This window comes from Secundilactobacillus paracollinoides (genome assembly GCF_001702155.1).
Taxonomy (GTDB): domain Bacteria; phylum Bacillota; class Bacilli; order Lactobacillales; family Lactobacillaceae; genus Secundilactobacillus; species Secundilactobacillus paracollinoides.
Map to the genome: position 1 here is coordinate 2,412,413 of NZ_CP014912.1, position 24,960 is coordinate 2,437,372.

Annotated in this window: 22 protein-coding genes; 18 read left to right on the top strand and 4 right to left on the bottom strand. The window is 47.2% G+C overall.

The genetic code is table 11. The annotated features are described in order from the left end of the window. Positions 1-25 precede the first annotated feature (25 nt). Complete coding sequence (tnpC, locus tag AYR61_RS10505) at positions 26-1,636, top strand: IS66 family transposase (protein ID WP_065902910.1); 1,611 nt, start codon at positions 26-28, stop codon at positions 1,634-1,636. A 114-nt stretch (positions 1,637-1,750) separates the two neighbouring features. On the opposite strand, the gene AYR61_RS10510 is transcribed toward tnpC, so the two are convergent. Beyond that, entirely contained in the window at positions 1,751-2,980 is a 1,230-nt protein-coding gene (locus tag AYR61_RS10510) for a DUF2075 domain-containing protein (protein WP_065902912.1), read from the bottom strand. Positions 2,981-3,110: 130 nt separating this feature from the next. Between AYR61_RS10510 and AYR61_RS10515 the strand changes: the two genes are divergently transcribed. Further along, the gene (locus AYR61_RS10515; RefSeq protein WP_404814630.1) at positions 3,111-5,150 is read left to right on the top strand and encodes a heavy metal translocating P-type ATPase; all 2,040 of its coding nucleotides are present in this window, start codon (positions 3,111-3,113) and stop codon (positions 5,148-5,150) included. Positions 5,151-5,298: 148 nt separating this feature from the next. Here AYR61_RS10515 and AYR61_RS10520 read toward each other — a convergent pair whose 3' ends face one another. Beyond that, the gene (locus tag AYR61_RS10520; protein WP_054712375.1) at positions 5,299-5,799 is read right to left on the bottom strand and encodes a hypothetical protein; all 501 of its coding nucleotides are present in this window, start codon (positions 5,797-5,799) and stop codon (positions 5,299-5,301) included. Between the two features lie 110 nt (positions 5,800-5,909). On the opposite strand from AYR61_RS10520, the gene AYR61_RS10525 reads away from it, so the two are divergent. The 5 genes from AYR61_RS10525 to pepF all read left to right on the top strand — a co-directional run bounded on the left by AYR61_RS10525 (position 5,910) and on the right by pepF (position 11,399). Next, entirely contained in the window at positions 5,910-6,653 is a 744-nt protein-coding gene (locus AYR61_RS10525) for an MBL fold metallo-hydrolase (protein WP_065902916.1), read from the top strand. A 124-nt stretch (positions 6,654-6,777) separates the two neighbouring features. Then, entirely contained in the window at positions 6,778-7,182 is a 405-nt protein-coding gene (gene spx, locus AYR61_RS10530) for a transcriptional regulator Spx (protein WP_056987194.1), read from the top strand. A gap of 160 nt (positions 7,183-7,342) precedes the next feature. Further along, complete coding sequence (locus tag AYR61_RS10535) at positions 7,343-8,068, top strand: adaptor protein MecA (protein WP_056987193.1); 726 nt, start codon at positions 7,343-7,345, stop codon at positions 8,066-8,068. Between the two features lie 369 nt (positions 8,069-8,437). Then, entirely contained in the window at positions 8,438-9,505 is a 1,068-nt protein-coding gene (locus AYR61_RS10540; protein WP_065902918.1) for a competence protein CoiA, read from the top strand. Between the two features lie 73 nt (positions 9,506-9,578). Further along, positions 9,579-11,399: an oligoendopeptidase F gene (gene pepF, locus AYR61_RS10545; protein ID WP_156770479.1), complete on the top strand. Its 1,821-nt coding sequence runs from the start codon at positions 9,579-9,581 to the stop codon at positions 11,397-11,399. A 617-nt stretch (positions 11,400-12,016) separates the two neighbouring features. Here the strand turns inward: pepF and AYR61_RS10550 are convergent. After that, positions 12,017-12,655 carry a DsbA family protein gene (locus tag AYR61_RS10550; RefSeq protein ID WP_156319346.1) on the bottom strand — a complete coding sequence of 213 codons (639 nt, stop codon included), beginning with the start codon at positions 12,653-12,655 and terminating at the stop codon, positions 12,017-12,019. Between the two features lie 284 nt (positions 12,656-12,939). Between AYR61_RS10550 and AYR61_RS10555 the strand changes: the two genes are divergently transcribed. The 4 genes from AYR61_RS10555 (at position 12,940) to AYR61_RS10570 (ending at position 16,637) form a co-directional block, all read left to right on the top strand. Then, positions 12,940-13,623 carry a GTP pyrophosphokinase gene (locus AYR61_RS10555; RefSeq protein ID WP_065903912.1) on the top strand — a complete coding sequence of 228 codons (684 nt, stop codon included), beginning with the start codon at positions 12,940-12,942 and terminating at the stop codon, positions 13,621-13,623. Beyond that, on the top strand, positions 13,620-14,423 hold the full coding sequence (locus tag AYR61_RS10560; protein WP_065902922.1) for an NAD kinase: 804 nt from the start codon (positions 13,620-13,622) through the stop codon (positions 14,421-14,423). Before AYR61_RS10555 ends, AYR61_RS10560 begins: the two co-directional genes overlap by 4 nt. Beyond that, a complete protein-coding gene (locus AYR61_RS10565) occupies positions 14,416-15,315 on the top strand; it encodes an RluA family pseudouridine synthase (protein WP_054711344.1) in 900 nt (299 codons plus the stop codon). The genes AYR61_RS10560 and AYR61_RS10565 overlap by 8 nt, the downstream gene beginning before the upstream one ends. A 251-nt stretch (positions 15,316-15,566) precedes the next feature. Then, on the top strand, positions 15,567-16,637 hold the full coding sequence (locus AYR61_RS10570; RefSeq protein ID WP_065902924.1) for a 2,3-butanediol dehydrogenase: 1,071 nt from the start codon (positions 15,567-15,569) through the stop codon (positions 16,635-16,637). A gap of 302 nt (positions 16,638-16,939) precedes the next feature. Here the strand turns inward: AYR61_RS10570 and AYR61_RS10575 are convergent, their stop codons facing one another. Then, on the bottom strand, positions 16,940-17,536 hold the full coding sequence (locus AYR61_RS10575) for a copper homeostasis protein CutC (protein WP_065902925.1): 597 nt from the start codon (positions 17,534-17,536) through the stop codon (positions 16,940-16,942). A 62-nt stretch (positions 17,537-17,598) separates the two neighbouring features. Here AYR61_RS10575 and AYR61_RS10580 point away from each other — a divergent pair, with 62 nt between their 5' ends. From AYR61_RS10580 to rsmH, 7 genes are all read left to right on the top strand, one after another. After that, positions 17,599-18,780 carry an AI-2E family transporter gene (locus AYR61_RS10580; protein WP_054711347.1) on the top strand — a complete coding sequence of 394 codons (1,182 nt, stop codon included), beginning with the start codon at positions 17,599-17,601 and terminating at the stop codon, positions 18,778-18,780. Between the two features lie 217 nt (positions 18,781-18,997). Next, complete coding sequence (locus AYR61_RS10585; RefSeq protein WP_054711349.1) at positions 18,998-19,513, top strand: tRNA (cytidine(34)-2'-O)-methyltransferase; 516 nt, start codon at positions 18,998-19,000, stop codon at positions 19,511-19,513. Between the two features lie 55 nt (positions 19,514-19,568). Beyond that, on the top strand, positions 19,569-21,941 hold the full coding sequence (locus AYR61_RS10590) for a DNA translocase FtsK (RefSeq protein ID WP_065902927.1): 2,373 nt from the start codon (positions 19,569-19,571) through the stop codon (positions 21,939-21,941). An 87-nt stretch (positions 21,942-22,028) separates the two neighbouring features. Then, positions 22,029-22,148, top strand: a complete 120-nt coding sequence (locus AYR61_RS14940) for a DUF4044 domain-containing protein (protein WP_082620271.1) — start codon at positions 22,029-22,031, stop codon at positions 22,146-22,148. Positions 22,149-22,930: 782 nt separating this feature from the next. After that, positions 22,931-23,281 carry a DUF3397 family protein gene (locus AYR61_RS10595; RefSeq protein WP_065902932.1) on the top strand — a complete coding sequence of 117 codons (351 nt, stop codon included), beginning with the start codon at positions 22,931-22,933 and terminating at the stop codon, positions 23,279-23,281. Positions 23,282-23,516: 235 nt separating this feature from the next. Beyond that, positions 23,517-23,948 carry a division/cell wall cluster transcriptional repressor MraZ gene (gene mraZ / locus AYR61_RS10600; protein WP_065902934.1) on the top strand — a complete coding sequence of 144 codons (432 nt, stop codon included), beginning with the start codon at positions 23,517-23,519 and terminating at the stop codon, positions 23,946-23,948. 37 nt (positions 23,949-23,985) lie between these two features. After that, positions 23,986-24,927 carry a 16S rRNA (cytosine(1402)-N(4))-methyltransferase RsmH gene (gene rsmH, locus AYR61_RS10605; RefSeq protein ID WP_065902936.1) on the top strand — a complete coding sequence of 314 codons (942 nt, stop codon included), beginning with the start codon at positions 23,986-23,988 and terminating at the stop codon, positions 24,925-24,927. Positions 24,928-24,960: the final 33 nt, after the last annotated feature.

Sequence of the window (24,960 nt, forward strand, 5' to 3'; positions counted from 1 at the left end):
TTATATACGGAAAGGAGTGAATGCGATGGCTAAGCACGTAAAAAATATTGAAGCCGAACTAATTCGACAGAACACTGAGCTAAAACAAGAAGTGCACGAACTAAAACAGACGATTCTACTTCTGGAAGAACAGGTGGCATTTTTAACCAAAAAGATCTATGGCCAAAGCTCTGAAAGAATTAATTCTGATCAATTGTCATTATTCGGACAAAGTGGTGTTTTTACCGAACCAGAGCAAACTGGGAACCAAAGCGAAGAGACCTACCAAGTAATAACCAAGATCAGGTCGAAAAAGAAGACACGCAAACAAACAATCAGTCCTGACCTGCCGGTTCAGGACGTTTTAATTCCATTCGATGAGCCAGTCAGTGTCCTCACGGACACTCTGACTGGCTCATCGTCGGCAAAAAATTTGTCCGCCAAGAAGTCTGTCTGTTACGAACCGGGACGCCTGTACGTTAAAAGAATCTACATAGAAACTGGCACCTGCAGTGAATGTGAAAGACAAACTGGCCTTACTTATATGTTTCAGAGCCAGGCGCCGCATGGTTTATTAGCCCATAGTCCATTGTCAGCATCGCTGGCAGCGCATGTGATCAGTGACAAGTTTCTGTTAGATCTGCCCTTGTATCGACAACAAAGAGCCCTTAAACAGGGCGGCTTTAATGTTTCAGAGGGGACCTTAGCTAATTGGATCATCAAAACTAGCCAACTGATAGAACCATTGTATGGTCTGATCCACCGAGAATTAATTGCCCGTCATCACCTTCAAGGTGATGAAACACCAATCCAAGTTATTAACGAGCCTGGTCGGGCAGCAAAGTCAAGATCTTACATGTGGGTCGCGACCATCCCTTTGAAGCTAACCAATCGGATTGTGTACTATGCTTATAGCCAGACCAGAGCTGGTTCATTCGCGCAGAAACAACTCTGTAGCACGTATCAAGGCGTGTTACAATGCGACGGATATGCGGGCTATAATCTGCTTGGTGATCAGGCAATCAAGCGCGTCGGCTGTTGGGCGCACGTCCGGCGAAAGTTCAAAGATGCGTTTGATGCCGATAAACAGTACGTTGAAACACCCTTGCGATTGATCAACAGCATGTTTCGACTCGAAAAGACCTGGCAACACTTTTCTCCACGAGTACGCCAGCGACGTCGGCGTAGTAAAATAAGACCGCTTTTAAAACAGTTCTGGCAGTGGGTCGATCACTATGACGGGCTAGCTAAGTCCCGACTAGGTAAAGCCGTGACTTACGCGGCTGATCAACGCATGTATCTGAGCCGAATCGTGAACGATGGAACCATGGACTGGAGCAACAACACCGCTGAACGAACGATGAAGAGTTTAGTGATTGGTCGAAAGAACTGGCTGTTCAGTACTAGCCCAGAAGGTGCTAGATCAACAGCAATTTGGATGACAATTGTCGAGAGTGCCAAGGCCAATCACATTGATCCGACGAAATATATCGAATATATTCTACTCGGAGTTGCGCAACTACCAACTTTCCCAAAAAAGGAACAGTTAGCAGCTTATTTACCATGGAATTTCAAAGAATCCGATCTTGAGGCAGTCAAAAGAGCGCAAGCTGGAGTACTAATTCCTGATAAGAACGAAGACAAGAACGCATCATAGTAAGAAGCCTGGTATGTCTCAAAGAACGAGACATACCAGGCTTCTTTTTATATTTGTGATGAAATCGCAGTATTCAATACGGTCAGTTATCTACTGCTTACGACGTATTCAGAGCTACTCACTATTAGTTTTCAGCCGCCGATATAGGTGCATTAATAGATCACGAAGGCGCGGGTCGTGTGCGTAGAGGTAGAGTCCATGAACGCCACGTTTCATGATGACGTTCATCGCGTTTAACAGCAAGGTTCTTTTAGCTTCATTGATTGTGGCACTATCTTGCATGTCAGGTCGGCGTTTAAAAGCTTCAGGATCTGTAATGAGATGCGTGTCAATTGCAAGATGGGACCCATCTCCAGCTAAGACGACTGGCGGCCCTAAAATAATGCCGGCATAGTTTAAGTCAAATCCCTGACACGTATATATTGAGCCAACTTCATTAATGGTTTCGGGTATTTCCGCCCAGGGAGTGGCGGTGTAATTATATTGATCCCAGGGCATTTTAAACGCGCCTTCAGTAATGTAATGCTTGCCGCCGTCCAGTATGGAGGGATATCCCGTGGTGGACAAAATGCGAGAAAGACCGACCTGGTTGTTTTTAATGACAATTTGTTGCCGCATTTCTTCAGCATCATCGAAAATCCGGAAGTCATAGTGGTTTTTAAAGGCGCCTTGAATTGGCAGAATTTCGCCCTTGGTTGTGAGCGCATCGATCCATTGAATGACACTTGGATCAGCCTGCATTCGAAATTGATGATGAAGCGTAAACCACTGCTGATGAAAGGGTGCAAGTAAGTGTTTTAAACGAGCCGTTGTCCAATAAGTTTTTAACCGCAAGACTTGGCGCTCATCAAAAACAATAATCAGGACGCGACAGCTTGCGATTAATTCTTGAAGCTGATTATCACCATAAAAATTATTATAGTGGTCTGGTTGTGATAGCAGCAAATGGGCTTCATCCACGATGCCAATATCAAAACCGGCTCCAGTTTTTCGACAGCGATTAATGAGCGAGGTTGGTCGTTGGAAATTCTTCTTGTACTCGTTGGGTAGGTCACCGGCAATGTTGCGATAGACTTTAAGTAGTTCCGGATGATTCACCAGAAAATAGTTTGTGCTGTTATACAACGGGCTTTCTGAATCGTGCGCAGCACTTTGAAGATCGTAGAACAGTTGGCTTAAGACAACACTTTTGCCAGTGCCAGCATCGCCGGTGATGACGAAGACACTTGGGGTGTCGTCTTGATAGTGCGCATCAACGAACGCTTCTGCAGCGGAAACGAGTTGCTGCTGTTCACTGGTGAGTTCTTTTAGTGGTGATAATTTGGCGTTAGCCTGGTTGCTCAAGAGGGCACCTCCTAAATTAATGATATTCTTAGTGTAACGCAACCTAATTCATTGACAAAATTGAGGAGTCATTATAGGGTGTAGATATAGAGTTTACATTTGTAAACAATAAACGACATTGGGAGGTTAGATGATGAAAATGAATGGGGAACATCCAGCGGATATGTCAGAGATGGCTAATATGGATCAAGACACGATGACGATGCCTGGTGGCACGCATATGATGATGGATACGGGGAGTCTTCGGCGTAAATTCTGGGTCTCATTAATTTTAACGATACCCATAGTGCTCTTTTCACCCATGATGGGGATGAAATTGCCGTTTCAGATAACATTTACCGGGTCTGATTGGGTCGTCGCGGTTATTGGGACGTTCATTTTTATTTATGGCGGTCAGCCGTTCTTTTCAGGCGCGCGCAACGAATTGAAGATGCGACAACCAGCGATGATGACGCTGATTACGATGGGCATTTCGGTGGCTTATGTCTACAGCATTTACGCGGTGATTGCCAACGATATTTTCCATGTAACGCCCACTGTGACTGATTTTTTTTGGGAACTGGCGACATTGATCGATATTATGCTGCTGGGTCATTGGATTGAAATGGGCGCAGTGATGAACGCCGGTTCAGCCGTTGATAAGTTAGCCAAACTGTTGCCTGATTCTGCGCACTTAATTGGTGCAGACGGCACAGTCAGCGACGTTAAGGTGGCATCGTTGCAGGTTGGTCAGCGCGTCCAAATTCGGGCTGGTGAAAAGATTCCGGCTGATGGTACAGTCAACGACGGGACGACGAGCGTTAACGAGGCCATGGTCACGGGGGAAGCGAAGGCGGTCGCAAAGACAACTGGCGATACCGTTATCGGCGGGACGATCAATGGCACTGGAACACTAGAAATTACCATTACTGGTACCGGCGACAGTGGGTATCTATCGAAGGTGATGACACTGGTTCAATCCGCACAAGATAATAAATCACAAACCGAAACGATGGCCGACAAAGTTGCTGGTTATCTCTTCTACGCCGCGTTGATAGTCGGTGTTGGTTCGTTTATTGTTTGGCTGATGACGAGTAATTTAGCGGCTGCTTTATCGATTGCAGTGACTGTCTTTGTGATTGCTTGTCCGCACGCACTGGGGTTAGCAATTCCCTTAGTGGTGGCACGGGTAACCTCTCTGGCTGCCACAAGCGGGCTGTTGATTGCCAACCGATCGGCGTTGGAGCAGATCAATCACGTTAAGTATGTCTTGATGGACAAAACGGAAACGCTGACGGCTGGTAAATTTAGTGTGAATGACGTCCAGTCGTTTTCAGACGAAATGGACGATAACACTGTTTTAGCGACAATGGCTGCGCTTGAACAACAGTCGACGCATCCGTTAGCGACTGGGATTTTGAGTGCCGCAAAGTCGGCTAACCTAAACGTTACGGCTGCTGAAAATGTGTATCAGCAAACTGGTGTCGGCCTTGCTGGCGACCTGGACAACCATCATTATCAGATCGTGTCCCCGACATATGTTGCAAAACAAGGCTTAACGGTCCCAAAAATCGCCACGGGGCATCCTGGGGATACGATCAGCTACCTCATTGAGAATCAGCAAGTTTTGGGCGTGGTTGCCCAAGGTGATCAGATCAAACCAGAGGCACAAAAGATGGTGACGCAGTTGAAACAAGATGGGCTGGTTCCGGTCATGCTAACGGGTGATAATCGCCAAGCTGCTCAAACGGTCGCAGCCGTGCTTGGGATCGATGAGGTTCAGGCTGAATTGTTGCCAGAGGATAAGGACCGCCTCGTGACGGACTATCAAAAACGTGGCGGAGTGATGTTTGTCGGTGATGGTGTGAATGATGCACCAAGTCTTGCTCAGGCGGATATTGGTGTTGCGATTGGTTCCGGGACGGACGTGGCGATTGATTCCGCAGATGTAATCCTGGTCAATTCTAACCCGTATGACATTGTGAAGCTCATCCGACTCGCCAAAACCATGACGCGTAAAATGACGCAAAACATCTGGTGGGGCGCTGGGTACAACATTATTGCCATTCCACTGGCTGCCGGCGTTTTGGCGCCGATTGGGTTCATCTTGTCCCCCATGGTGGGGGCCGTCCTCATGTCATTGAGTACCGTGATCGTTGCGTTGAACGCGTTAACGATTCGCCGCGATTAAGAGTGACTTCAAAAAACACGGTTCAGCTGACTGGTTATCCAGTGCTGAAACGTGTTTTTTAGGTGATACGTAATAATTGCGGTTCTCATGTGATGAAATGATACAACACGTTAGTTTCCTGATACTTGGCCACTAACGCGGATGGTCGTCAGTTATCCTGCTCAACGCTTTGATAACTTGCTTCGTGGTAGTTATTTAACGGTCGCTGGAAGTAGACAAATGGTTTGAATCGTTCGTCGCGTTTCCAGACCGCGAAGTCTTCACTGGTATCCCAGACGGTCAAAATGATATTGTTTGACCGGTTATGTTCTTCCTTCATAAAGTAGATGGCGTGAAGCCCCTCAGGCATCTCGTCAGTTGTGACAAAGTGGTTGGCCTTTGAATTAAACACTTTTTGGTCATCTGGTGATAGATTGTCAAAATACATGAAATTGACAAACCGTCCCCAATCGGTTGTACCACGGTGAAGTTTAATGTCATAATGGACGGGTGAGGCAAATACTGATTCTTGACCAGACACATCTAACAAAGCAAGTTGCTCGCCTGACGTAGTGGTTTCCAGCAGGAGCATCGGCCGATCCGGATTCTTTGCCTGGACCTGTTCGAGAACGTCCTTACTGCCAAAGGTGATACTGAGTTGTGAAATCATAGTCATTCCTCCTTTACTTCATCATCCTTATTATACGAGTGATGTGCACCAAATGAAAACGTAAACAACTTTTTTATGTTAATTCTTATTTGAAAGGAAGTTATTCTCTTATGCAACTAACAGTCATTGGGTATTACGGCGGCTATCCGGCAAATGGTGTCGGCACGAGCAGCTATTTAATCGAGGCTGACAATTATAAATTACTTTTGGATTGTGGCAGCGGTGCGCTATTGAGTTTACAAGAAATCATGGATCCGCTGGCCCTTGACGCGGTGATCGTTTCCCACTACCACCACGACCACGTGGCCGATTTAGGGGTGCTGCAATACTACTGGCAGCTTCATGAGGAACGACCCAACCAAAATGTGCTGCCCATCTATGGGCCAACGTCTGACCCGTTAAACTTTGGCACCCTGACGTGGCCGCACGCAAGCGTTGGACACGGCTACTTGGCGGATGATACCCTGACAGTCGGGCCGTTTACGATCCGGTTTCTAGAGACACATCATCCCGTGCCTGCCTACGCGATGCGGATCACTGAAACGGCGACTGGCAAGACCCTTGTCTTCACGGCGGATACCGCTTATTTTGACGGCTTGGCACCATTTGCAAAGGATGCTGATCTGTTGTTAACGGACACAAATTTCTACGACGATAAGACTGGTAAAAAATGGCATCTTACAGCTGGCAAATCTGGTCAAATTGCTAAGGACGCCAACGTGAAACAACTTGTACTGACACATTTACCGCAGTGGGGCGATCTTGACCAGCTCGTGGCGCAAGCCAGCGCAACAGCAGGGGATCGGGTGCGTGTGAGCCATGCCCAGTTACGCCAGACCTATATTCTGAAGTAATTGTGACGAAACCTTGCGATTAGTTTGATGTTTTAGTGAACATGGTTCTAAAACCGTGCGGCCTCCGTTATACTGTGGGTAGAGACAAACACAGACGATACCGACAAGTTTGGAGGCCTATGCTATGACAGTAACTTTATTTACTTCACCCAGTTGTACCTCCTGCCGGAAAGCCAAAAAATGGCTGCAGGATAATGACGTTGCGTTTACAGAACAAAATATCTTTGTTCAGGCACCCAGTGTGCAGCAGATCAAATGGATCTTGAGTTTGACTGAAAATGGGACTGAGGAGATCATTTCTAAACGCTCTAAAGGCTATAAGACATTGAACCTTGATATGGATACGTTGTCTATTCATGAGCTGATTACCTTGATCACCAAGTATCCAGGATTGTTGCGGCGACCAATTTTGTTTGATAACAAGCGCCTGCAAGTTGGGTATAACGATGATGAGATTCGCCGGTTTCTGCCACGGCACATTCGAACGATCGAACTCGAACGTGCAAAACGACGCGCCGATCTGCTATGACGTCTTGCTTGACGTTGGGCCAATCGCTTGATATACTTGCACTTACTATGGGGATTTTATATAATCATGTCAAAGACCACTCAGGTACTTTACAAACGCGTAAAATCCTTTAAACTTGTAAGTAGCAAGATAAGGTACCGGCAGAAAGAGGTGTTGGGTCATGGAAATGGAAAGAATTAACGAAAATACAATTCGTGTTTTGATTGGTAATGACGATTTAACCCAACGGGGAATTACCGTCCTCGATCTGCTTGGTAACCACAAGCAAATAGAAAACTTCTTCTACAGCATTTTGGAAGAGGTCGATGTTGATCATCAATTTCAAGAAACAGATGCCGTGACATTCCAAGTGTTACCGAATCGCAACGGTCTTGAGTTGTTTATCAGCAAAAGTAACGCTTCTGATGACCAAGTGGATCCAGACCAACCTGATGACGATGATGACGCACCCCAGATTCAATCAATTAAACAAGAAGAGGTGCCGGATTTTCTGAAGCGGCAATTGATGCAAACGGATGATGATCAAGACGGCACTGATGATCGGCAAGAACATGATTCAGACGACCAGCTAGCTGGCAAACCGAATGGCTCACCGCTGCACACGGTCGTGCTTAAACTTCACGCGTTTGATGATTTAATTGCGATTGCCAATGTCTTAAACCTGACCGACGTTGCATCAAGTCTCTATCACTACCAGGATAGCTACTATCTTGAATTCTCATTTCGCATCAACGAGCAATCACCAGAATCCATTAAGGATGAATTAGCGGTTGCCTATGAATATGCTGAACAAACCACGATCACAGCGGATGTGTTGGACGAACACGCGCAAAAGATCATGGACCAAACAGCGTTAGAATTGACCCGGCGTTATTTTAATAAGTAATGAGGGCACTATAAGAGCATCACATATCTAATTGTGGATATGTGGTGCTTTTTTTAGAGCAGAGCGTGAAGCAAGGCGGTTAGAGGGCGGAGCAGAAGACGAGTCTGGTAGAAATGCCTGGGTCTGGCATTTTTACCAGACTCGTCTTCTGCAGTAGCCCTCTGCCTTGCTGAGCGCGTTTCCACTATATAATTGAGAAAGTTACAGGTAGGGACGCCCAAGCCGACATTTTTACCGGAGTCATTTTTTGCAGTGGCCTTCACTTGTCCTTGCAAACGCGTTTCGATTAGTTAGACAAGAAAAAATACACTTAAAAACAACCAAACACCCCAATCCCCACGTAGTTACCAGGTGAAAGGGGGCAACACCATGCTAACAGCTATTAATCAGTCCCATCAGGTGATAATCGCCGCGGCTGCTGATCGTCGGACACTCTATTATTGTCCCGGTTGCCGAACGAAAGTGATCCTTAGACGCGGTCAACGAGTGGTGGCACACTTTGCGCACCAGTCAGGCAGTCACTGTGCGGTAAGCAGCGAACCAGAAAGTCAGCAACACCTCACCGGTAAGTGGCAGATGGCGCATTATTTTGGTGAGGACAGGGTCGAACTGGAACCTTATCTGAAGACCATTAGACAGCGACCAGATCTGATCGTTACTCAAGCTAAAGGACAGGTGCCGATTGAATTTCAATGTTCGGCAATTTCACCAGAAAAACTCACAAGCCGCAACGCGGGCTACCAGCAGCTAGCGCTGAAACCAGTTTGGGTGTTAGGAAATCAGTATTATCAGCATATGACGAGACAGGCACAGGTTGCACCGTTTGTGACCTGGTCAGCAGCGTGGGGGTGGTACCTTCTGTTTTGGCGGACAGCGACGGCCACGATGGAACTGTGGTGCCAGATTCAAACCGATCTTTTGGGGACGATCGGGTACCAACGATATCGGCTGTTAGGTGCAGGCCAGTATGAATTTATTGAAAACAAGGCGATTCGGGCCACGACATGGCAAGTCAACCAATTGCGGCAACAAATCGTTCACGGATTACGCTATCGAACACCGAAGTATATGCAATGGCAGAATTTTTGTTATAGTCACCACCGGCTGTTACAGACGATTCCCGACTTCTGTTTTGATCAGCCAGTCGTCGTGCCGATTTTTGGTGACTCAGTCGCTATTTTTCGCTACTGTTTACTGATATTGATTTCAGAACTTGGGTCGGATCAAGAATTGAATCAGTCACAGCTATTCTGTATGGTCGAAAAACTACGCCCAATGCTGGTGATTGGCAATTTAGCAAATTGCAGTGAGCGCCGTTTTCGTGACCAGTTGCAGCTTGTTCTTGACGATTGGGTCCAAACGCTCATGAATAATGGCTACTTACACCGGGTCGGTCCTGAAAAATGGCGGGTGACCAGACAAATTATGCCAGCCTAAATGGTTGACGTGCCGTTTTGGTGTCAATTATGCTAAAGTAGCCTTAACAAGTGAACTCAAGGAGGAAATGCAATTGGCAGACGTCAAACAATTACCAACTCGTGATGAAGTAGATCCCAAATTCACGTGGGATCTCACACCAATTTATGCAACAACAGCCGACTTTGAAGGTGACTTCAACAAGGTCCAGGAGGCGATTCCTGAATTAGAAGACCTTCGTGGCTCTCTAGCGACTGGTGCTGATCAGCTGCTGCATGCGATCCAAAGCATTCTTAGCGTGATTCGACGAGCGGAAAAAGTCTATGTTTACGCGTCTTTAAAGCACGATGAAAACACCGGAAATGCTGAGAATCAAGCGCTAAGCGGCCGAACGCAAACCTTATTTACCAGTCTTGAAAGTGCCATTGCGTGGTTTGAACCAGAACTGCTGGCCATTGATAAGGCAACACTTGACAACATGCTGGCCCAAAACAGTACCCTCGGTGAATACAAACACTATCTCGATACGATTACGGATCAGCGAGATCACGTTTTGGCCCCCAACGAAGAAAAATTATTGGCCCAAGCTGGAGATGCACTCGGGACGGCAAGTAACACGTTTGGCGTGTTAAATGATGCTGACCTGGAATTCCCCGTTGTGGAAGATAATGATGGTCAGGCCGTTCAACTGTCTCAGGGTGTGTATGATCAGTTGATTCAATCCACCAAACCAGCCGTACGTGAAATGGCCTTTAAACAGCTCTATGCCGTTTATCACCAATTCCGCCATACATTGGCTTCAACACTGGCTGGCAACGTTAAAACGCATAATTTCAACGCTCAGGTGCGTCATTATGCTGATGCCCGTGAGGCAGCGTTGAGTGGCAATCACATCCCTGTGAGTGTGTATGACACGCTCGTCAAGGCGGTCAACGCCCATTTACCGTTACTGCACCGTTATGTGGCGCTTCGAAAACGAATCTTGGGGTTGTCGGACCTTCATATGTATGATCTGTATACGCCAATTACCGGGGAACCACAATTAACCTACACCTACGAGACTGCTCGTGATGAAGCACTTAAAGCTTTAGATGTGATGGGACCTGACTATCTATCCCACGTTAAAACAGCCTTTGATTCACGCTGGATCGATGTTGTTGAGAACCAGGGAAAGCGTTCTGGTGGGTATTCATCTGGCATGTACGACACGGCACCGTATATTTTGCTGAACTGGCAGGATAATTTGGAAAGTTTGTACACCTTGGTTCATGAAATGGGTCACAGTATGCACAGCTATTACAGTAGTCACAACCAGCCATATCAGTATGGCGACTATTCCATTTTCGTTGCCGAGATTGCATCCACGACTAATGAAACGTTGTTGACGGACTATCTGCTGAAGACTTACGACGAGCCACAAGTTCAGGCCTTTGTGTTAAATCATTACCTGGACGGCTTTAAGGGGACTGTCTTCCGCCAGACTCAGTTTGCTGAATTTGAGCAATTTATTCACGAGGAAGATGCAGCGGGACACCCGTTGACGGCGGATCATTTGAGTGATTACTATCTGAAGCTTAATCAGCGTTACTACGGTGATGCTGTTCAGTCTGATCCGGAGATTGCGGACGAATGGGCCCGAATCCCGCATTTCTACTATAACTACTATGTTTACCAGTACGCCACCGGCTTCGCGGCAGCGAATACGCTGGCAGACCGGATCCTTTCTGGGGACACTAGCAAGCGCGATGCTTATCTGAATTACCTGAAGTCGGGCAGTTCTGATTATCCGATCGAAGTGATGAAGAAGGCGGGCGTAGACATGTCACAAGAGACCTATCTCGACCAGGCGTTTGACCAGTTTGAAGCACGGTTGAATCAGTTTGAAAAATTGGTAGAGCGTGAAGGAAAACGGTAGGAAGCGGAGTGTAAGCCGACTCTGACATAAAGGCCTGATCTTGGCCTTTATGTCAGAGTCGGCTTACGCGCAGCTTTCTGTTTTGCGAAACGCGTTTCGACTCGAGGACAGAGGCCCACACGGAAATGCCCGAACTTGGCATTTCCGTCAGAGTGGGCTTACATGCAGCTTTCTGTTTTCCGAAACGCGTTTCGGCTTGAGGACAGAGAATCGCAAAGAAATGCCCGAACCTGGTATTTCCGTCAGAGTGAGCTTACAAGCAGCTTTCTGTTTTCCGAAACGCGTTTCGGCGTGGTTACCCAAAAATTGCCGGAAAGAAATTCGTATTTTTACCTAATCAAAAAGAATCCTTGGCCACACTCCGAAATTGGCGTGTAGCTAAGGATTCTTTTTTGGAGGACAATCATTATGAAATTACAGTGATTTTCTAGATTACCGTGCCGAAACGCGTTACAGAAAGCAGAAGGTTGCACACAAGAGGACTCTGACAAAAATTCCAAACCCGGGAATTTCTGTCAGAGTCCTCTTGTGCTCCACCTTCTGGACGCTTTCTTCCACGCTCTAGACAAACGGTTGCACAAAACCACAAACTCAATTACCCAAAATGGTATTGCGTGCTACAGAATGTGAAAGTTAGGGTGGTCTTCCGTTTTTTGTTTCGCTAAAGCCTGATTTGCCAGCAACCCTTGATTTTCGCAAACTTCGAATAGTGTTTGGTCGGTCACATCATTTAACATGAGTCCGTAGTCTGAGACATCTGCATTATACAAGATTGCGGTGGATGGGGCTTCTACCTTCATTTCGGATGCTAGGCGCTGATCAGCTTGAAAGGCACGTTTTGCGATGTCTGAGCGACGATCTTCGCCAAACATATCGACATCTAGATGTGACTCGTCGGCGACTGACATGACCAGATCATCGCAGTAATGTTCATCATCTGTGATGAGGGCATCCTGTAACGCCATCAAGAACTGACGGCCGCGTTTCTTACCTTGAAACAGGGCGGCCTTATAGTCGAGAATAGCTTGATAGTGGAGTTGAAAGACCTGGTTACGCAACCTCAAGTCATGATAGTCTTCTTGGTCGCATTTCAACTGTTGATCAATCATTTGTGGCGTTAGCAACGGAATGAATTGGTAAGAAATGTGATCGAATATTTCGTCAGCCAGCTTTAGGATGTACTGCTCTGACTTCATACATCGACTCCCCAGTGGGTTTATAAATAAGTACACTTCTAACACATTAATTTCCTCCATTGTAGGTTGTGACGTGACACGACCATCGATTCAAAATAATCATAAAGCTTTTTACCGTAATTGCAAGCAATGGGCACTTTTTTAATGGTTTTAAAAACAATGACGTCCCATCACCTGTTTCCATGTTGTCCATCATGCAATAAAATTATTGATTCGTAAAGCGAAATGCATTATCTTTGAAATCGATGTTTATGATTTTAGGTTTTTAACATCTATGCTAAAATATGTACTATGCTTGTTTACTATTAAACAAGTGAGTTGTTGAAAGAACTGAGGTGACCATGTTGATTGAAAATTGGGATCATTTTCTACTACCATACACACAGGCAGTGGATGAACTAAAGATTAAATTAAGGGGTATTCGCAAACAATTTCAGAACCAAAATCAACGACCACCGATTGAATTTGTGACTGGGCGGGTCAAACCCGTAGCCAGCATTCAGGAAAAAATGACCAGGCGGCACGTGACTGAAGAACGGTTGGAACAGGACATGCAAGATATTGCAGGCCTGCGGATCATGTGCCAGTTTGTGGAGGATATTTATCAGGTCGTCGAACTTCTTTGGAAGCGGACGGACCTAACGATTCTGGAGGAACGTGATTACATCCATAATGAGAAGCCAAGCGGTTACCGCTCGTATCACATTGTCATTGAATATCCTGTTCAGATGGTGACTGGGGAGAAAAAAATTTTAGCGGAGATTCAGGTCAGAACGTTGGCGATGAATTTCTGGGCCACCATTGAACATTCATTAAATTACAAATATCAGGGGGCGTTTCCAGAAGAATTGAGTGCGCGGTTACAGCGTGCTGCGGAAGCGGCCTTTAAGCTTGACACTGAAATGTCAGAGATTCGCGAAGAGATTCAGGAAGCGCAACATCTGTTTTCCTATGGGAAGCGCCCGGATCAGGGGGACAACGATTCGTCATCTCAGCAAACTGATCGTGAAAAGGATGAGAACTCTTGAAAATAGAAATTTTTAGTAATGACGGCCCGTCGTCAAGGAAGGTCGCTGAGGCGTTGAAAGCCAAGATCGCAGCAGAACACTTGACGATCGACGATGACCACCCGGAAATCGTCATCACGGTGGGCGGCGATGGAACGCTGTTAACGGCGTTTCACCACTATCAAGACCAACTAGCCAGCATTCGATTTGTCGGCATTCATACGGGCCATTTGGGCTTTTACACGGACTGGCGGGACTATGAAGTTGATCAACTGATCGATAGTTTGGCAAACGATAACGGCCAAAGCGTGACTTATCCGCTACTAGACATCGGCGTTGAATACGATAATGGGGCGTATGAAAAATTATTAGCCCTGAATGAGTCCACTTTAAAGCGGGCGATGGGGACGATGCAGGCCAACGTCTATATTAAGGATAAATTGTTTGAACTTTTTCGTGGCGATGGGCTCTGTGTGTCCACACCAACGGGCTCTACGGCCTATAATAAATCAGCTGGCGGGGCGGTTTTAAGCTCTGAACTTGAAGCGATTCAAGTGTCTGAGATTGCCTCCATTAACAATCGGGTGTTCCGGACACTGGGATCGCCGCTGATTATTTCACCAAGCGAATGGGTGCGCGTTGAACCTGCCCAGGAGGGTGAAATGCTGCTGACATGTGACACCGAACTGGTCAGCCATCAGCAGGTCAAGGCAATTACTTACCGGATTTCAAAACAAAAGATTGCCTTCGCACAATACCGGCATACCCAGTTTTGGCAACGGGTCTCAGAGTCATTTATCGGGGTTAAACCAAATGACTGAGTTTTCCTGGCAGTATCAGGCAGAAACCCCGATTCATGTCCGCACGTTTATGCGCCAAAACGGCATCAGCCGGACGCTGCTGAAACAGATTAAATTTCAGGGCGGCAAAATTATGGTGAACGGTGAAAATCGCCGGGTGAACACTATGATGCACAATACGGATGTGTTGACCGTTGTGCTGCCACCAGAAATTGGGAGCGACCGCATTGTGGCGTCACAGACAGCGCTTGATATCCTGTACGAGGATGACCATTTTCTGGTGGTTAACAAGCCAGCAAAGGTCGCTTCCGTCCCGTCTCATCTTTACCCAGATGATGCGCTTGTGAACCGGGTGAAAGGCTACCTGGTGCGCACCCATGCGCCCAGCCAGGTCACGCACATCGTGACCCGGCTTGACCGGGAAACAAGTGGGGTGGTGCTCTTTGCGAAACATCATTTTGCACACACGGTTTTGGATACGCAGTTAAAACAACATACGATTCAAAAAACGTACGTCTGCGTTGTGCAAGGGCAACTCCCTAACAATCATGGTGTCATCAATGCGCCGATTGGTCGTGAGCCAGGGTCGTTCATTAAACGCGCTGTCCGGCCTGATGGCCGACAAGCGTTGACCGAGTACTGGCAGATCAAACGGATGCCGCAAGCGGCGCTTTTACGTGTTCAATTGCATACCGGTCGAACGCACCAGATCAGAGTCCATTTGACAAGCTTGGGTCATCCATTGCTTGGTGACTTTCTGTATGGTCAGCAGACCAATCCGTGGATCCACCGACAGGCACTGCACTGTGCGCGGGTAAGTTTTTACAATCCGTTTGCACAAAAACAGGTGACCTGCTATGCACCACTGCCGCAGGATTTTGCGTCACTCATTACGCATGAGGCCGCATTATGAGTATGAAACAAAATAATTGTTTGCTACTAAATTGGACAAAATGAAAACACTTGAGCTGGCTGTGAGCAGGCTCAGGTGTTTTTTATTCGGCATTGTCGCATCAAGTCTTACACTGTTGTCATGAAAGCCAGCATTTATGTAAGAAATCAGATGGTTAACAGGTGTAACAATTGATGGTTGCGTTTTCATAACGGCTCTCGTAGACTGAAGATGTAGTCGATACTTAGTCGTTAATTTGGGAGGCCTTTTGAATGAAAGCTGTACGAATTTATGGGGAAAAAGATGTTCGGGTTGAAGATGTTACGATCGATGATCCAAAGGACGATGAAGTCCAAGTCCGTGTGAAGTATTGCGGGATTTGCGGCAGTGATCTCCATGCCTATTTGGAAGGTTGGGGGTTACCAACTCAACCATATCCGCTGACTGGCAAAACGGTTCCTATTACACTAGGTCATGAATTTTCAGGCGAGGTCGTTAAGGTCGGAAAGGACGTTGACACCCTCAAGATTGGTGACGATGTTGCAATCGAACCATTAATTGCGTGTGGTAAGTGCGAAAACTGCCGGAAGGGTGACTATAACTTCTGTAACAATGCCGTTGCAGCAGACGGTGCCGGGAACTTCTTAGGCTTCTCACAAGATGGCGGCTTTGCGGAATTCGCAAACGTTCAGGGCGTTTTTGCTCACAAACTGCCAGAAGGCATGGATCCTGAATTAGGTGCCGTTGCTGAACCAACTGCTGTGGTTTATGAAGCCGTTAAACGCAGTGGCTTGCGTGAAGGTGAAAATGTGGCAGTTATGGGTGCCGGCCCAATCGGTCTCTTAATGGCACTACTTGCTAAAATTAGTGGTGCCAACAAGGTCTACATTGTGGACGTTTCAAAAGTCCGCCTCGCAAAGGCTAAGGAACTTGGTATCGAAAACACGATTAATCCATCCGAAGAAGACGTTAACGAAGTCATTCGTAAAGACCTGCTAAACGGGGTCGACATTACGTTTGAATGTGCGGGTGTTCAGGCAACCTTTGATACAGCCCTGAAAGTGACAAAACGGACTGGGACATTGCAAGTTGTTGCACTGTTTGGTAAAGACGTTTCAATGAACATGACGGATGACGTGATCATGCAAGGCATCAATATCACGACAACGTTGTGCTACAACAACTCATTCCCAGCCGTGTTGGGCATTATCAACAACCATCCTGACACATTCCGGAAAATCATCACTAAGGAAATTGGCCTTGATCAAGCCGTTGACGAGGGAATCAAAGCATTAGCTGAAGATAAATCACAGGTTAAGATTTTGGTGTCACCGGACCTGTAGCAGAGCGTGAAGGAAAACGGTAGGAAGCGGAGTGTAAGCCGACTCTGACATAAAGGCCCGAACTTGGCCATTATGTCAGAGTCGGCTTACATGCAGCTTTCTGTTTTCCGAAACGCGTTTCCACAATGTGAAATAGACAGTCGCTTTCCATAGTCCGAAATGCGTTTGCGACACAGTGGCCAAGAAAGATCGATTTCATCCGAGCAACAAGATTTTGATAGGACTGTGCGACAATAATTTTTTTAAAAAACGACCCTCATCGACCCTTTTAATCAAAAGGGTCGATGAGGGTCGTTTAACGTTTATTTCAAAACCGCCAAATTCAGATCATTATCCTGAGCAAATGCGTCAAGCTTAGCACGGTCAGCACTCATCGGCACTGGCACAAGTGATTGCGCCTTTGCCTTAGCAACAAAGTCAGTCCATTCGGCTTGTTCCGCCGTGTCGATGTCAAACAACACGCGCTCAACGCCGCTATCTGTCAATTGTGAGAACGTCTGTGAATCAGGAGCATTCACGCTGCCCCAAACATCGGCTAAAGTCACAGTCATCCCGCCCGCGGCTGCAATGAGATTGGCCATCGCCTCGTTATCGAGCTGGTGGTTCTTGGTGGTCGCTGCGAAGATCACTTCGTCTGCACCAAGCTGCTGGGCTTCCAGAAGGTCAGCTTCCATGATTTTTAATTCAGTGTCCGTGTAGGTGTAGTCACCCTGACGCGGTTTGATGAGAAAGCCAATGCTGCCATCTTGGTCGTGGACGTACAGGGTCGCCTCTGCAAGAACCCCCTTACTTGGTGTTGTGCCACCGGCAGCGCGGTTATCAGCCACGATCACGTGGTCGTGGTGAGTCAGTGTTTCGGGTAGTGACGTGTAATTTTTAATGAATGGAACTTCAATCATGAAGTGGTTCCTCCTTGTGTTATGCTAAAATGATTATAGCAAGTTTTTGGGGAGGGTGCTAAATGAAACAATCTCGACAACCGATTCGATCTTGGTTTTCAGCCTGGATCCTAAATAGCAAAACAGTGGTTGCACTGATTATTTTGCTGCTGGTCCTGCTGAATCTGTTCATGTTAAGTAAGCTGCCCTGGCTCTGGTCACCATTGAAGGGTGTTTTTACCTTATTAGGGGTGCCCATCATGCTTGCAGGAGTCGGCTACTACCTGATCAATCCGCTTGTAGATCGACTTGAGGCCAAGTTTCACGTGAATCGTCTCGTGACCATTGCCGTGGTGTTTGTTGTGATCCTCGGATTGCTCATTTGGGGCGTTGTGTCGTTGATTCCGGTTGTCCAGGCGCAAATTGTGAGTCTTTTAGATAATTGGCCGCGTTACTGGAATCATTTGGAAGACTTTTTGACCCAGTGGGTACCCGGATCGCCGTTTGAAGCGCTACATAAGCAGTTGACGGACTTTAATGATGAAATCGCCAACCTGTTAAAGGGCCGCGGTTCAGATCTGGTGTCAACGTCACTGACGTCGATTGCTGGTGTGGTATCGCGGGTTTCAACGGTTTTGATTGCGCTGATCACGGCGCCATTCATTCTTTTTTACCTGCTGAAGGACGGCCACCAGCTGCCGAAGTATCTGGCCCACTTTGTGCCAAAACGCAACCGAGCATCGTTTTTAAGGATCCTGACGAGCATGAATCGCCAAGTCAGCAACTACATTCGAGGACAGCTGACCGTCGCGTTTTTCGTTGGGGCGATGTTTGCCCTAGGGTACTGGGTCATCGGCCTTAAATTTGCCTTGTTACTTGGCATCGTTTCTGGTATCTTAAACTTGATTCCGTATCTTGGCTCATTTTTGGCGATGATTCCGGCAATCACGGTCGGGGCGTTTGTGTCGCCGTTGATGCTGGTGAAGGTTCTCATTGTGTTTGCGATTGAGCAGACCCTGGAAGGCCGAGTGATTTCACCGTTAGTACTAGGCAACACCTTGGCGATTCATCCGGTGACGATCATCTTTATCTTGCTAGCGGCGGGCAAACTATTCGGTGTTCCGGGTGTCATTCTTGGGATTCCTGGGTATGCGGTCATTAAGGTGATCGTCAACGAATGGTTTGATTGGTACCGACGACATTCTGATTTTGACACAGATGACGCCGTAGATGAGCAACCGGCGTCATCATCGTCTGAAAAATGAGTGTGTTTCTTCATTAAATCTTTACGAAAACTTGCATCTTTTCTAATTTCATGTTAAATTACTGGTTGAGAAATCGTTCGGGAGTGGATGTCGAGAAATCGTCAGCTTCTGTCGAATTTGCACTTCATTAACGCAGTTCCTCGCCGTGCTAACACCGAGGAGTTGCGTTTTTTTATGCCCCATTACCATGTGAACTATATCTAAAAGGAGAATTTTGATGGCTAATCATATCGTACTATTTGAACCATTAATGCCGGCAAACACCGGTAATATCGCGCGGACCTGTGCCGGAACGGACACCATTTTAGACCTGATCGAACCACTTGGCTTTTCGGTGGACGACGCGCATTTAAAGCGGGCGGGGTTAGATTACTGGGATAAGGTCGATATTCGATACCATAAGACCCTACAGGATTTCATGGCGACCGTCCCAGATATTACCCGCTTGTTCCTTGTATCGAAGTTTGCTGAACACGGGTACACTCAACGGGATTACACAGACGTTAATGGCGGTGATTACTACTTCATGTTTGGTAAGGAAACAACTGGGCTGCCAGAACCATTTATGCGTCAGCATGCTGAACAGGCCATTCGAATTCCACAGGATGATAGCCATATCCGCGCACTGAATTTATCAAATTCAGCGGCCATCGTAATCTATGAAGTCCTGCGACAACAGGATTTTAATCACTTGGAAATTAGCCATTTATACGATAACGATAAACTCAAGTAATACACTAGAGGATGTAGACACACGGCAGTTACTGCCGTAAAAAGGGGGCAGTTTTGTGGCACAAAAACGTCGACAAACACGACGAAAAACGACCAGCCGGGGTGGAACAAAACGGCCGACTAAACGAAAGACAGCCGCTCAGCAGCATCAGTATACGGGCAACGTTATTGGCCTGATCCTCCTCTTGGTCTGCCTTTTGGCACTGCTTCAAGCAGGCATTATTGGCACTTTGGCAGCCAACCTTATCCGATTTGTGGTGGGGGATACCTACCAATTTGTCGGCCTCGTTGGTGGTGCCGTGGGCTTGGCTTTATTGATCACTGGGAAATTACCAACCCTGAAACGCCACTTCATAGTGGGGGTTGGGATTGCGTACGTGGGCTTACTCTTGTGGCTGCATACAGCACTGTTTTTAGCTGCTGACCAGCACACTGGCTTCGTGTCGTATACCTTGCAATTATTGAATTCAGATATTGCCAACGGCAGCGTTTCTCAGCACATCGGTGGTGGCATGGTTGGGGCAGTCTTCCTGACGATCACAAACTTTTTGGTCTCACTGATCGGCACACAAATTATTGCGGTGATCCTGATGATCGTCGGTGTCATGGTCTTCTTTAACATTCCCATGGCCGTTTTATTTCAGGGACTCTCAAAGGGCTGCCACGTCGTTTGGCAGGGAATTACGCGACTGGGCAACAGTCTCGTTACCGGGGTTCAGTCGATCATTGCCCGTCAGCGGCAACGCGCAGCTCAGAAACCGGCCAAACCAAAACAGTCGAAGCCAAAACCGCGACAACAGTCAGAAACAGTTGCCACGAGTCAGGCACCGTTAACGGCACCGGAGGAGAAGACGTTACCGACCCCCGTTTCCGAACGGCAACCGGCCAGTGACAAGATTCCAATCAGCGTTGCGAGCCAGCCAAAGCCGGCTGCTCAGACTAAACCGGAAGAGGATGACGATACGGATCTGTCAATGCTGCAAACTCAGGATGATGATCCGAACTACCAGTTGCCTGATACGTCATTACTGACGCCGATCCCGAAAAAGGATCAGACGGATGATTATCAAACGATTGAAAAGAACACTAAAATTTTGCAGCAAACGCTTGCCAGTTTTGGTGTCGATGCGGAAGTGAAGCACGTTAATTTGGGGCCTTCGGTGACCGAATACGAGCTTCATCCTGCTATTGGGGTCAAGGTCTCCCGAATCGTGAACCTGTCAAACGACCTTGCGTTGGCCTTGGCTGCCAAGGACATTCGAATCGAAGCGCCGATTCCGGGCAAGTCATTAATTGGGATCGAAGTGCCGAACCGGGAAATTTCGACAGTTGCGTTTCGTGACGTCAGTGAAGCCGTTCCCCACGGACCAGCACATATGTTGGAAGTACCGCTTGGCCGTGACGTGACTGGGAAAGTTATCACTTGTGATTTAACTAAAATGCCGCATCTCCTCATTGCCGGGTCAACTGGGAGTGGGAAGTCGGTGGCCATCAACGGGATCATTACCAGCATTTTGATGAATGCTAAGCCAAGTCAGGCTAAGTTGATGCTGATTGACCCCAAAAAGGTTGAATTAAGCGTTTATAATGGGATTCCCCACTTATTGACACCGGTTGTGTCTGAACCCAAAAAAGCGGCCCGGGCACTGCATAAGGTCGTGCACGAAATGGAACAACGCTACGACCTGTTTGCAAAGGTTGGTCAGCGGAAGATTTCCGGTTACAACAAATTTGTACAGGAACAGAATCAGGAAACAGATAAACCGCTTCCGGTGCTGCCATACATTGTTGTCATCGTGGACGAATTGGCTGATTTAATGATGACTGTTTCAAACGAAGTTGAAGACGCCATTATCAGATTGGCGCAAATGGGCCGGGCCGCTGGGATTCACATGATCTTGGCGACTCAACGGCCATCCGTCGACGTTATTACTGGCTTGATCAAGGCGAACGTGCCGTCACGAATTGCCTTCGCCGTTTCAAGCGGGGTGGATTCGCGGACCATTTTGGATTCAAACGGTGCTGAAAAATTGCTCGGGCGTGGGGATATGCTCTACATGCCGATCGATCAAAATTCACCAGTTCGGGTTCAGGGCGCATTCATTTCGGATCAGGATGTTGAACGCGTTGCTGATTTTATTCGTGAAGAACAGCCCGCTGAGTACGATGAACAGATGATGGTGAGCGATGAAGAAGTTGCGGAAGGGGATACAGAGTCTTCCGAGGACGACCTCTTTAACGATGCACTGGACTTCGTGGTTGACCAGCAGAAGGCCAGCACCTCACTACTGCAACGGCACTTTAGAATCGGGTATAACCGGGCAGCTCGGCTGATCGATGATCTTGAACAGGGGGGCTTTATTGGGCCTCAAGACGGGAGCAAGCCGCGTCAGGTGTATAAACAAAAGCCTGCTGATCCTGGTGACTAGACTGGTTCAGATTTTAGAATTGCAATTCTGAGCCGTCCACGTTACACTGTTTAGATAGAAAAGCCTTTAGAAAGTGGTGCAAACTTAATGCAAAAGAAAAAGAAATCGACCTTTCAAAAAATCACGATGGTTTTCGTGTGGTTAATGATCATTGTTACTGTCGGCTCGCTGGTTGCGACCGCTATCGGTTCTTTGGGCGGATTTTAGGCGTGTTGTTAGATTAAAAAATAGCATTTCAGGCTTAGAATGGCCAAGGACGTCGCATTTAGGTGCGGCGTCTTTTTTAGAGCGTGAAGCAAGGCGTTTAGGGGCGGAGCATAAGGGACTCTGGTCACAAAAGTCCGGGCCTGACTTTTGTGACCAGAGTCCCTTATGCAGTAGCCCCGTGCCTTGCTGAGCGCGTTTCCACTAGAGAAGGGTCACGCACGTCGCCACAAGCACTCATCGGCAGAAATGCTCTAACTGGGCATTTTGCCAGAGTCCGTTACACGTTAGGCCCGTGCCTTGCTGAGCGCGTTTCCACTAGAGAGTGGTCGCGCGCGTCGCCACAAGCACTCATCGGCAGATGCGCTGGACCTTGTGACCAGAGTCCCTTATGTAGCCCCGTGCCTTGTTGAGCGCGTTTCCACTAGGTAGTAAGAATCAAATAATAAGTACTGTTGTCCGTGCATTCCACAATTTGGCACTCCCTGTATTCCGGTGGTGTTTTTCAGAAATCAGTATATGAGCTGTTGCTAGCCACTAAGGTTGCTTTATCGACTAGGAAAGCAGCGCAATTACATGCCGTGTTTTTGCAGTGAATTCGGCTATACGCCGATTGTGAACAACCCTTACTAAGAGGGGGGAATCGCTGTTTAGGCACGAGAAGCTTGCTAGTTTACGAAACCGCTAAGCGTGCTGGCTGAAAACGCTGTAGTTTTGGCGCACTTGCATCTTACCCACACTATCTATATAATGAGTTGGTATTTTATTGAGGGGTGTGAAAAAAGTTGGCGAATCCACTGGTTCAAATCGGGTTGTTGCTTGTCGTCATAGTGGTTTGGCAACTGTTGAAACGCATTAAACTGTTGTCGAAAATGAAAAACGGGCCGTTGCTGGACGTGTTGCCGGTTATGTTGCTCGTCTTTATGTGGTTCTTGACCAATACCTGGGATGCGCCCTGGTTCGCCACGATGATCTGTATTTGGATGATCGGGGCGATCTTCTTGACGGTCGTGTGGGGACTCGCACGCGGTGAGATTTTGTGGGACCAGTTCCTGTTATTATTTTGGCGTGCCAGCCTGATTTTTTTGACGCTTGCGTATCTCGTGACAATTGTTGCCAGTTTTTGGATTGTGTAACAAAAAACAGCAAAAATTATGAAGCCGACAACCACTCGTGAAATTGTTGCACAAACTTTAGAATTTTACTTAAAATAGGACCAAAAAGAAACCCGCCAAACGTACGTTTGGCGGGTTTCTTAGATTTTTAAAGGATTTTGTTAAAAGATTGATATAAAAGTTGGGTGACGTGTGGTAGAAAGTGGGGGCATGTGGTAAACTTTAGGTAAATTAGTTGACAAAGGGGGGCGGTTGAATGTTCATGGGAGAATTTGAGCATGCAATCGATTCCAAAGGTCGACTGATTATTCCAGCAAAATTTCGTGAGCAACTTGGTGAAACGTTTGTGATCACTCGTGGGATGGATGGCTGTTTGTTCGGTTATCCGATGGCCCAGTGGGAAATTCTACAAAAACGTTTGGCAGCGTTACCGTTAAATAAACGCGATGCCCGGGCGTTTGTGCGCTTTTTCTACTCTGCCGCAACTGAGTGTGCCTTTGATAAACAGGGGCGGGTCAACTTACCTAAACCACTGCTCACCCACGCTGAAATTCAAAAACAGTGCGTCATCGTTGGGGTGTCCGAACGGTTCGAAATTTGGAGTCAGGAACGTTGGAACGCCTTTGCGGACAAAGCTGAAGAGAATTTCGATGACATTGCTGAGAACTTAATTGACTTTGATATTTAAACTAACAGTCACACGGTGGGAGGTGACCGCAAAACACATGGCAACATATGGACACGTAACGGTTTTGTTGAACGAGGCCGTTGCAAACTTACAAGTCGCATCAGATGGTCAATACGTTGACTGCACACTGGGGGGTGGCGGTCATACGGGGAAAATCTTGACCGAGTTACAAACGGGTCAGTTATTTTCCTTTGATCAGGACCAAGCGGCCATTACATTTAATCAGCAGCAATACGCTGATGAGATCGCAGCAGGTCGGTTAACCTTGGTTCATGATAATTTTCGAGAATTAGCGTCTGAATTGGACGCACATGGTGTTTCAAACGTGGACGGTATCCTCTATGATCTGGGCGTTTCATCACCCCAGTTCGACGATGCCAAGCGGGGCTTTAGTTACCGGTATGACGCACCACTGGACATGCGGATGGACCAGTCACAGGAACTGAGTGCTAAGACCGTGGTCAATGAATGGACCTATCAGGATCTAGTCAGAATTTTTTATCGCTACGGTGAGGAGCATTTTGCGAAACAAATTGCGCGAAAAATTGAGCAACATCGCCAAGATGCCCCAATCGAAACCACGGAACAACTTGTTGAGGTGATCAAGGAAGGCATTCCGGCCGCAGCACGCCGGCATGGTGGTCACCCAGCAAAAAAAGTATTTCAAGCAATTAGAATCGCGGTCAATGATGAATTGGGCGCCCTTGAACAGTCTTTGGAGCAGGCTTTAACACGACTCAATCCTGGGGGAAGGATCTGTGTCATCACCTTTCAGTCGCTCGAAGACCGGTTAGTGAAAACAATGTTTAAAGAAAAAAGCAGCTTACCTGAATTACCGGCGGGGTTACCGGTGATTCCGGATGACATGAAACCAGATTTTAAGTTAATCACGCGCAAGCCAATCTTACCAAGCGAGTCGGAGTTAACGGAAAATCATCGTGCGCACAGCGCAAAGTTACGCGTCATCGAACGGGTGTAAATTTGTGACCATTATATTAAGGAATAGGATGAT

Bases quoted from the DNA above. Each gene is read 5' to 3' on its own strand.
- tnpC (WP_065902910.1), top strand. From the start codon at position 26: ATGGCTAAGCACGTAAAAAATATTGAAGCCGAACTAATTCGACAGAAC.
- AYR61_RS10515 (WP_404814630.1), top strand. From the start codon at position 3,111: ATGATGAAAATGAATGGGGAACATCCAGCGGATATGTCAGAGATGGCT.
- AYR61_RS10520 (WP_054712375.1), bottom strand. From the start codon at position 5,799: ATGATTTCACAACTCAGTATCACCTTTGGCAGTAAGGACGTTCTCGAA.
- AYR61_RS10525 (WP_065902916.1), top strand. From the start codon at position 5,910: ATGCAACTAACAGTCATTGGGTATTACGGCGGCTATCCGGCAAATGGT.
- spx (WP_056987194.1), top strand. From the start codon at position 6,778: ATGACAGTAACTTTATTTACTTCACCCAGTTGTACCTCCTGCCGGAAA.
- AYR61_RS10535 (WP_056987193.1), top strand. From the start codon at position 7,343: ATGGAAATGGAAAGAATTAACGAAAATACAATTCGTGTTTTGATTGGT.
- AYR61_RS10540 (WP_065902918.1), top strand. From the start codon at position 8,438: ATGCTAACAGCTATTAATCAGTCCCATCAGGTGATAATCGCCGCGGCT.
- AYR61_RS10550 (WP_156319346.1), bottom strand. From the start codon at position 12,655: ATGGAGGAAATTAATGTGTTAGAAGTGTACTTATTTATAAACCCACTG.
- AYR61_RS10565 (WP_054711344.1), top strand. From the start codon at position 14,416: ATGACTGAGTTTTCCTGGCAGTATCAGGCAGAAACCCCGATTCATGTC.
- AYR61_RS10570 (WP_065902924.1), top strand. From the start codon at position 15,567: ATGAAAGCTGTACGAATTTATGGGGAAAAAGATGTTCGGGTTGAAGAT.
- AYR61_RS10575 (WP_065902925.1), bottom strand. From the start codon at position 17,536: ATGATTGAAGTTCCATTCATTAAAAATTACACGTCACTACCCGAAACA.
- AYR61_RS10580 (WP_054711347.1), top strand. From the start codon at position 17,599: ATGAAACAATCTCGACAACCGATTCGATCTTGGTTTTCAGCCTGGATC.
- AYR61_RS10585 (WP_054711349.1), top strand. From the start codon at position 18,998: ATGGCTAATCATATCGTACTATTTGAACCATTAATGCCGGCAAACACC.
- AYR61_RS14940 (WP_082620271.1), top strand. From the start codon at position 22,029: ATGCAAAAGAAAAAGAAATCGACCTTTCAAAAAATCACGATGGTTTTC.
- mraZ (WP_065902934.1), top strand. From the start codon at position 23,517: ATGTTCATGGGAGAATTTGAGCATGCAATCGATTCCAAAGGTCGACTG.
- rsmH (WP_065902936.1), top strand. From the start codon at position 23,986: ATGGCAACATATGGACACGTAACGGTTTTGTTGAACGAGGCCGTTGCA.